Below are 8,351 nucleotides of genomic sequence, written 5' to 3' on the forward strand. Positions count from 1 at the left end.
CAAGGCTGTCGCTTCGGTGGCGACACGAGCCAGTACGGCAACATCTTCCGGCGCATCCAGTACATCGGCGATCAGATTGGCCACGATCACAGCCTCGGCTTCCTTGAAGCCGCGGGTGGTGATGGCCGGCGAACCGATACGAATACCCGAAGTCACGAACGGGCTTTCCGGATCATTCGGGATCGAGTTCTTGTTGACGGTGATATGTGCCTTGCCCAGCGCGGCATCAGCCGCCTTGCCGGTGAGGCCCTTGGCGCGCAGGTCAACCAGGAAGACATGGCTTTCGGTACGGCCGGACACGATGCGCAGGCCGCGCTCAGTCAGGGTACGAGCCATCGCATCGGCATTCTTCAGCACCTGCTCCTGATAGGCTTTGAATTCGGGCAGCAATGCTTCCTTGAACGCGATCGCCTTGCCGGCGATCACATGCATCAGCGGGCCGCCCTGCAACGTTGGGAACACCGAGGAGTTCAGGCTTTTCTCGTATTCGGCCTTGGCCAAAATGATGCCGCCACGCGGGCCGCGCAGCGTTTTGTGGGTGGTCGAAGTCACGAAATCGGCGTGCGGTACCGGGTTAGGGTAGACACCGGCTGCGATCAGGCCGGCATAGTGCGCCATATCGACCATGAAGTAGGCGCCGCATTTCTTGGCGATCTGGCCCATGCGCTCGAAATCGAAACGCAAGGCAAAAGCTGAGGCACCACCGATGATCAGCTTGGGCTTGGTTTCCATCGCTACGCGCTCCATATCGTCGTAATCGATCTCTTCGTTTTCATTGAGACCGTAAGCAACAATATTGAACATCTTGCCCGACAGGTTGGCAGGAGAGCCGTGGGTCAGATGGCCGCCATGACCGAGGTTCATCCCCATGATGGTATCGCCCGGCTTCAGGATGGAGAAATACACCGCCTGATTGGCTTGTGAACCTGAGTGGGGCTGCACGTTGGCGTATTCGGCACCGAACAGCTCCTTGACGCGATCAATGGCCAATTGCTCGACCACATCCACGTGTTCGCAACCACCATAAAAACGCTTGCCCGGATAACCTTCGGCGTATTTATTGGTCAGCTGGGAGCCTTGTGCTTCCATGACGGCGGGACTGGTGTAGTTCTCCGACGCAATCAGCTCGATATGGTCTTCCTGACGCTGGCACTCGGCTTCAATGGCAGCGGAAAGTTCGGGGTCAAACTGGGCAATCGACTGGTCAGCAGCAAACATCTTCGACTCTTCCAAATCAAGGGGTCAGTAACGAAAAGGCATTTTACATCATTTGTGCAATGCACACGGCAAGGGCTTGCCCCCTGCCGCGGAAATCATGCCTCAATGCCAGACGCAGGCACCCAGATTGGCGGCATGCAAAAACAGGCGTTCGCCCGCTTCTTCCTCCGGCATCAGCGTCGCCGGCACCCGCACATCCTGCACCTGGCACTCGGCCATCAGTTCGCGCACCATCGCTTCAATGGCGGGAACAGAATCCAGCGGAGACAGCGCCCAGACAAAGCCTTCATCTGCGCCCTCACCCGATTCGGCCGACAGGGTAAAACGCAACTCGCCGCCCACATGCGCGGCCAGCACCGCCACCGGGGTCAGTGATTTATCACGCAAGCGACGGATCTGGCTGCTGGCAAAAGCCTGCAGCGCCACTTCATGCCGTGCTTTACCGCCTTCGACCATGGCCTGCATCAAGGCTTGCGGCGGACGGGCAATCGGAAACAGGGTCACGCCCTGGCTCTTGAGCTGTTCACCCAGAAATTTCATCACCGGCAAACCCCAGCTCCCTACCGCACCACCCAGCCTGATTGGCGCCGGACGCCCCTCTTCCTGCATCGCCACACCCAGCAGATAACGCAGAAAGACACCATCTTTGTGCACGGTAACGGCACGTCCTGCCAACGTTGCAGGCAATGCATCCAGCACCGTCGCCGCTTCACGCGTCGCACGATAAATATGGCCGGCCGAAATGGCCGAGACATCATCCGGATGCAGCAAAGCGCCCCCCAGCAATACCTCGGCACCGGGGGCAAATACGCCATGTTCACGCAGCAAGGCATTCAGCCCGGCGACATCGGCAATATCGGCAGGCAGGCAGGCTTCAGCATTACTGCCGGCGACCAGCACCAGCGGCACGGCAAACAATACCGCCTTGCGGCCTTCGCCCTGTTCGGCCGCCGCCCGCAGGGCAAGCCACAATTCGCGATAGGCTGCAGCAGACGGTACCATGGTGAGCGCCACAGACAGGGTCAGCATATCATCGCGCTGCAACATCTCCATCAAGGCCAGACGCAGAGAATCACGCCACAGATCCGCATCGGTGTCGTGAGCCGCATCAAGTGCGGACACGGCATGATGAATCAGGCGATTAGAGGCAAGCAAGGCAGGGTATTGGCGTGGATCGGGAAGCAGGCTGGGCGTAGCGGACATAGTGTCATTCAACGGCAATGTAAAACGGGTATTGTGGCATATAACGCATATACAGTATCTAGCCACCCGTCAGGCTTTCACTTACAAACATCAACACCATAAATAAAGCGACATTTTCTTACATCTTGATCTTTTTCGAACAATAATCATTGACAATAAAATAGCCTATGCTGATAATCATTCCTTGTTGAGATGCAGCAATGTTTCTTGATAGTTTCTCCTCTATTTCTCCTTTGTAGACTTGGCGCGAACCAACAGGTTCGCGCATTTTTTTGTCCGCGACACAGCCGGATTTGTTAAAACCGGCTGCACCCGGCACACTACATTAATCTGCCTACTCCTCCAGTTGCCGCGTCAAGACAGCCAAACTGCCATCATCATGCATGCTTTGCAGCGCACGATCCAGTAACGCCTGCAAGCCGGCTTCATCCAATGGCAGCACAATAGCGTACTCATCCAGCCCAAAGGCTGCGTCAAAACTCAACACTCCGGTGGTTGCATGACGCAGTTCCCGCAGCACATGCTCATCACCAAACAGGGCATCCACCTTGGCGGCAAGATAAGCCTGCAGCATTGCATCGGCATCCGCATATTCAAACACCCGGCCCGGCACAACACCCAAGCGCTGCAAATGATCCTCGGCACGGCTATTCTCCAGGACGCCGATGCGCATCAATTGCTGTATCGGCTGTGCAGACAATGCTTCTGCCCGCAGCAAACCCTGCCGCTCACTGTAATAAGCCTGGGTAAAACGGAAATTACGCCTGCGCGCAGGCGTGATGGCAACCGCCGAGATCACCACATCTAGCCGTCTTTGCGCCAGCGACTGCAATAAACGGCGCCACGGCAGATTGACAAACTCGACCTCGCGCCCGATACGCCGCCCCAACTCGCGCATCAACGCGATATCAAAGCCTACCGGCTGCCCGGATGCATCCAGCGACTCAAACGGCGCATAAGCTGCATTGATACCGACACGCAAAGGTCTGGCCTCTCCCCCGCCTAGCAACTTCCCCACCGGAGACTGCCGTTCATCGCAAGCTGCCAGGGCACTCGCCAACAAAGCCCCCAGCAAAGCACGCCGTCCAATATGTATTTGCCCCACACCACACCTTTTATTCAATTCATAAAAAAACGGGCCGCCAAGGCGACCCGTTATCGCTACAGGCCCAAGCCTTAGCGACGCTCGACCTGTGAGACATCGCGCACGGCACCTGTGTCGGCACTAGTAGTCATCGCGGCATAGGCACGCAAGGCGGGACTGACCACACGATTGCGATCCAGCGGCTTCCACGCCGCCGCACCCTTGGCATCCATCGCCTCACGGCGGCGCGCCATTTCATCATCAGCCACCATCAGTACAATACTGCGGGCCGGAATATCGATCACGATGCTATCGCCCTCCTCCACCAGACCGATGGCACCTCCTTCGGCAGCCTCGGGTGAAACATGGCCGATGGAGAGCCCGGAGGTGCCGCCGGAGAAGCGGCCGTCTGTCAGCAAGGCACAGGCCTTGCCCAAGCCCTTGGACTTGAGATAGCTGGTCGGATACAGCATTTCCTGCATCCCCGGCCCGCCTTTAGGGCCTTCGTAGCGGATCACCACCACGTCGCCTGCGACAATACGGTCAGCCAGAATGGCAGCCACCGCATCATCCTGACTCTCGAACAGACGTGCACGTCCGGTAAACTTCAAGATGGAGTCATCAACCCCGGCCGTCTTCACGATACAGCCACGCTCGGCGATATTACCGTACAGCACCGCAAGGCCACCGTCCTGCGAATAGGCATTCGCCTTGTCGCGTATGCAACCCGCAGCGCGATCCAGATCCAGCTCGGGATAGCGCATGCTCTGCGAGAAGGCGATGGTCGTCGGCACCCCGCCTGGCGCTGCGCGGTAAAAGTGGTGCGCTTCACTGTCCGGCCCGTTCACGCAAATATCCCATGCTGCCAGCGCGTCGGCCATGCTCTTGCTGTGAACAGTAGGCTGCTCGCGATGCAGAATACCGGCACGATCCAGCTCGGCCAAAATCGCCATCACGCCGCCGGCACGATGCACGTCTTCCATATGATACTTCTGCGTCGCCGGTGCCACTTTGGCCAAGCACGGCACCGCACGCGAGATACGGTCGATGTCGGCCATCTTGAAATCGACACCCGCTTCGCTGGCTGCCGCCAATAGGTGGAGCACGGTATTGGTCGAGCCGCCCATGGCCACATCCAGTGCCATCGCATTTTCGAATGCCGGCTTGGAGGCAATGCTGCGCGGCAATGCCGATGCATCATCCTGCTCGTAATAGCGGCGCGCCAGATCGACGATGGTGCGCCCGGCCTTGAGGAACAGCGCCTTACGGTCAGCGTGAGTGGCCAGCATCGAGCCGTTACCCGGCAAGGACAGGCCCAGTGCCTCGGTCAGGCAGTTCATCGAATTGGCGGTAAACATGCCAGAGCACGAACCACAGGTCGGGCATGCGCTGCGCTCGACCTTAGCCACGTCTTCATCGGAAATATTATCGTCGGCGGCTTCGACCATGGCATCGACCAGATCAAGCTTGCGGATGCCGCCATCCCACTGCACCTTGCCCGCTTCCATCGGCCCGCCGGACACGAATACCACCGGAATGTTCAGCCGCAACGCAGCCATCAGCATGCCCGGCGTAATCTTGTCGCAATTGGAGATGCACACCAACGCATCGGCACAGTGCGCATTAACCATATATTCTACCGAATCGGCGATCAGCTCGCGACTGGGCAGGCTGTATAGCATGCCGCTGTGCCCCATGGCGATGCCGTCGTCGACCGCGATGGTATTGAATTCTTTGGCTACCCCGCCGGCGCGCTCGATCTCGCGCGCCACCAGCTGTCCCATATTGTGCAAATGCACATGACCGGGCACGAATTGGGTAAACGAGTTGGCAATGGCGATGATGGGTTTTTCGAAATCATCATCCTTCATCCCGGTAGCACGCCACAGCGCGCGGGCACCGGCCATATTGTGGCCGGCGGTGGTGGTACGGGAACGGTATTGCGGCATGGTTTTTCCTTGAGCTTGTGATCAATATTGAACATCCCGCCTGCACGGCATCGTGCACCGGCACTGTCTTGCGTTGAGACAGCGCGCCACACTATGGATAAGCACGGCACGGAGGGATGCTTTTACGTATAATTTTGTCACTATCCTTTTACCCCATTCGCACACTACCTGACAAATGCTCATTCATCCGCAATTCGACCCGGTGGCCATCCATCTGGGGCCGCTCGCTATCCACTGGTACGGACTGATGTACCTGGTGGGATTTGTCTTTTTTATCTGGCTGGGTAATCTCCGCATCAAGGGCGGCCACACCTTCATGACCCAGAAATTGCTCGACGACCTGCTGATGTACGGCGTACTGGGGGTGATCGTAGGCGGGAGACTGGGCGAAGTACTGTTCTACCAGCCCGCTTACTACCTTGCTCACCCGGCCGAAATCCTGATGGTATGGCAAGGCGGCATGTCGTTTCACGGCGGCTTCCTTGGCGTACTTTTTGCCATGTGGCTATTTGCGCGCCGCCACGGCCATACCTTCTGGCAGATCACCGACTTCATCGCTCCACTGGTACCACTGGGGCTCGCCGCAGGGCGCATCGGCAACTTCATCAACGGCGAACTATGGGGGCGCGTCACCAGTGCCGGCACCCCCGGCGCCATGATCTTCCCGCAGGCGCGTGTCGAGGACATGCGCTGGGTCGAGCAGCACCCCGAACTGCTACAAACCTACCTGCAACTGGGAGGACTGCCACGCCACATGTCGCAGCTCTACCAGTTTGCGCTGGAAGGCCTCGCCCTGTTTCTTATCCTGTGGCTATATTCGGGCAAACCGCGTGCCCGCGGGTGTGTGTCGGCGGTATTCCTGATGGGCTACGGTGTTTTCCGTTTCTGTGCCGAATACTTCCGCACACCGGACGCCGGCATCTTTGGCCAGTCCTACAGCATCAGCATGGGGCAATGGTTGAGCCTGCCGATGATCATCATCGGTGCCGTCATTTTTGTCTGGGCCAGAAAACGCGACATGCACTAGCGTATCAAGCCATCGGATTCAATACCGCAGCTTGTTAAGCACAAAAAAGCCAGTCCCCGCGACTGGCTTTTTGCCGGACAATCCTCGCCCTTGTGCAGGCATCTGGCCTGAGTCAGGCCGGATCGCCACCGCACGCCTGCAGCCAAGGCAGCAGAGCGCCCTCGGGCATAGGCCGGGCAATGGCATAGCCTTGCAACAGCATCGGCCCCATACCCAACAGCGCGTCGCGGTGCGCAGGCGTCTCCACACCTTCGGCGATTAGTCCAAGACCAAACACGCGCGCCAGGCTGGCGATAGCCTCGACAATAGCTCTAGCGCCACGATCGGACAGCAACTTCAATACAAAGGAGCGATCGATTTTCAGGGTACTGACCGGCAACTGATGCAGATGACTGAGCGACGCATGACCAACCCCAAAGTCATCAATCGCCACCGCCACCCCCAGCGAGCGGCAGGCACGAATGACGCCGGCGGCACGATCCAGATCACCCAGCGCCGCGTTTTCCAGAATTTCCAGCGTAATCAATCCGGACAGAGCGCCCCCCTCTAAACATTCAGCCAGACGCAGGACAAAGCCCTCGGCCAGCAAGGTCGATGCATGCAGATTGACACTGATAGGCAAGGGCTGCCCGGCCGCAGCCAGACGCTGAGAGGCGGCCAGCGCCAACACCAGCACATGTTCGTCCAGTTCCGGCATCAGCCCGCTCTGGACCAAGGCCGGCAAAAAACTGTCCGGATAGCGCAAACTGCCGTCATGCTGGCGCCAGCGCAACAAGGCCTCGGCCGACACGGTCCGGCCCGAGGCATCGACTACAGGCTGAAAGTGAATTTCGAATTCGTCACCCGCCAGCGCCTGCCGGAAAGCCTGCCCATGCAAGGCCTCCGCATCAGAGGTCTTGAACAGACGGTGGCAGGCGCCGCCTGCATGCTTGGCCGCAAACATGGCCTCGTCGGCATGCCTTAGCAAATGCTCGGCATGCCCGTTATCGCCACGGGCATGCAACAAGATGCCCATACTTGCAGTTAGCCCCTGCCCCGGCAGCGCGCATGATGAAATGCATGACAGCAAGCCCGAGAGTGCAGCCTCCGCCTGATCCGACGGCAAGGCCGGCAGCAGAATGGCAAACTCGTCCCCACCCAGCCTTGCCACCACGGCATCCGCCCCGGCCTTTTGTTGCAAAGCGGCCGCAACCCGGCACAGCACCCGGTCACCGGTATCTTGGCCATATTCGCGGTTAATACCGGCAAAATCATCAAGGTCGATACAGCACAATGCCAGCACACTCTGCTGCTGCGGCGACACCGGCAAAGCCGCCTCTATGGCCTGCAGCAAGCGGCTACGGTTGGCCAGACCGGTCAGCGCATCCTGATAGGCAAGCTGCTCCAGCGTATAGAGCATGCGCTTGCGTTCGGTGATGTCTTCCTTGATGCCCAGATACTGAACAATATGCCCGTCCTCATCATGGATGGGCATGATCCGGGCATCCTCCCAGTAAGTGTCCCCGTTTTTCTTGCGATTCAAAAATTCGCCATGCCACGGCACGCCGGCACTCAGTTGCTGCCACATCGCGCGATACTCGGCATCCGTGGTGTGGCCGGTCTTAAGCAGGCGCGGATTACTGCCCACGACCTCGGCGGCGTCGTAGCCGGTCAGCGCACAAAAACGGGGATTGGCATAGCAGATCGTGCCGCGTGTATCGGTCAGTACGATGCTGACCGGACTTTGTACCAGAAGGCGCGTCAAGATCTGGTCGCGTCCGGCCAGAAAACCGCCCGGGACATCCTCACCGACTACAGGGGGCTTCATCTGACCAGGTTCAAGCATAGAAAGACACGCCAACAGTTTGTTTAAAAAAAAGATCATATAACA

General features: G+C 58.5%; 6 protein-coding genes. 1 reads left to right on the forward strand and 5 read right to left on the reverse strand.

Annotation, left to right across the window (positions count from 1 at the left end; translation table 11 throughout):
• From glyA to ilvD, 4 genes are all read right to left on the reverse strand, one after another.
• A partial coding sequence (gene glyA, locus ACRC1E_RS14080; RefSeq protein ID WP_438515719.1) for a serine hydroxymethyltransferase occupies positions 1–1,218 on the reverse strand: 1,218 nt, incomplete at its 3' end.
• A 102-nt stretch (positions 1,219–1,320) separates the two neighbouring features.
• Positions 1,321–2,421 carry a hypothetical protein gene (locus ACRC1E_RS14085; RefSeq protein ID WP_438515720.1) on the reverse strand — a complete coding sequence of 367 codons (1,101 nt, stop codon included), beginning with the start codon at positions 2,419–2,421 and terminating at the stop codon, positions 1,321–1,323.
• Between the two features lie 334 nt (positions 2,422–2,755).
• The gene (locus ACRC1E_RS14090; RefSeq protein ID WP_438515721.1) at positions 2,756–3,439 is read right to left on the reverse strand and encodes a substrate-binding periplasmic protein; all 684 of its coding nucleotides are present in this window, start codon (positions 3,437–3,439) and stop codon (positions 2,756–2,758) included.
• Positions 3,440–3,597: 158 nt separating this feature from the next.
• Positions 3,598–5,454, reverse strand: a complete 1,857-nt coding sequence (gene ilvD / locus ACRC1E_RS14095) for a dihydroxy-acid dehydratase (protein ID WP_438515722.1) — start codon at positions 5,452–5,454, stop codon at positions 3,598–3,600.
• 175 nt (positions 5,455–5,629) lie between these two features.
• Here ilvD and lgt point away from each other — a divergent pair, with 175 nt between their 5' ends.
• The gene (gene lgt / locus ACRC1E_RS14100; RefSeq protein WP_438515724.1) at positions 5,630–6,481 is read left to right on the forward strand and encodes a prolipoprotein diacylglyceryl transferase; all 852 of its coding nucleotides are present in this window, start codon (positions 5,630–5,632) and stop codon (positions 6,479–6,481) included.
• Between the two features lie 112 nt (positions 6,482–6,593).
• Here the strand turns inward: lgt and ACRC1E_RS14105 are convergent, their stop codons facing one another.
• Positions 6,594–8,288 carry a putative bifunctional diguanylate cyclase/phosphodiesterase gene (locus tag ACRC1E_RS14105; protein ID WP_438515725.1) on the reverse strand — a complete coding sequence of 565 codons (1,695 nt, stop codon included), beginning with the start codon at positions 8,286–8,288 and terminating at the stop codon, positions 6,594–6,596.
• Positions 8,289–8,351 lie beyond the last annotated feature (63 nt).

The sequence above is a fragment of the Craterilacuibacter sp. genome (genome assembly GCF_051659485.1).
Classification (GTDB): Bacteria; Pseudomonadota; Gammaproteobacteria; order Burkholderiales; family Chromobacteriaceae; genus Craterilacuibacter.

Coding starts and splice junctions, on each gene's coding strand:
- ACRC1E_RS14085 (WP_438515720.1), bottom strand. CDS start 2,421: ATGTCCGCTACGCCCAGCCTGCTTCCCGATCCACGCCAATACCCTGCC.
- ilvD (WP_438515722.1), bottom strand. CDS start 5,454: ATGCCGCAATACCGTTCCCGTACCACCACCGCCGGCCACAATATGGCC.
- lgt (WP_438515724.1), top strand. CDS start 5,630: ATGCTCATTCATCCGCAATTCGACCCGGTGGCCATCCATCTGGGGCCG.
- ACRC1E_RS14105 (WP_438515725.1), bottom strand. CDS start 8,288: ATGAAGCCCCCTGTAGTCGGTGAGGATGTCCCGGGCGGTTTTCTGGCC.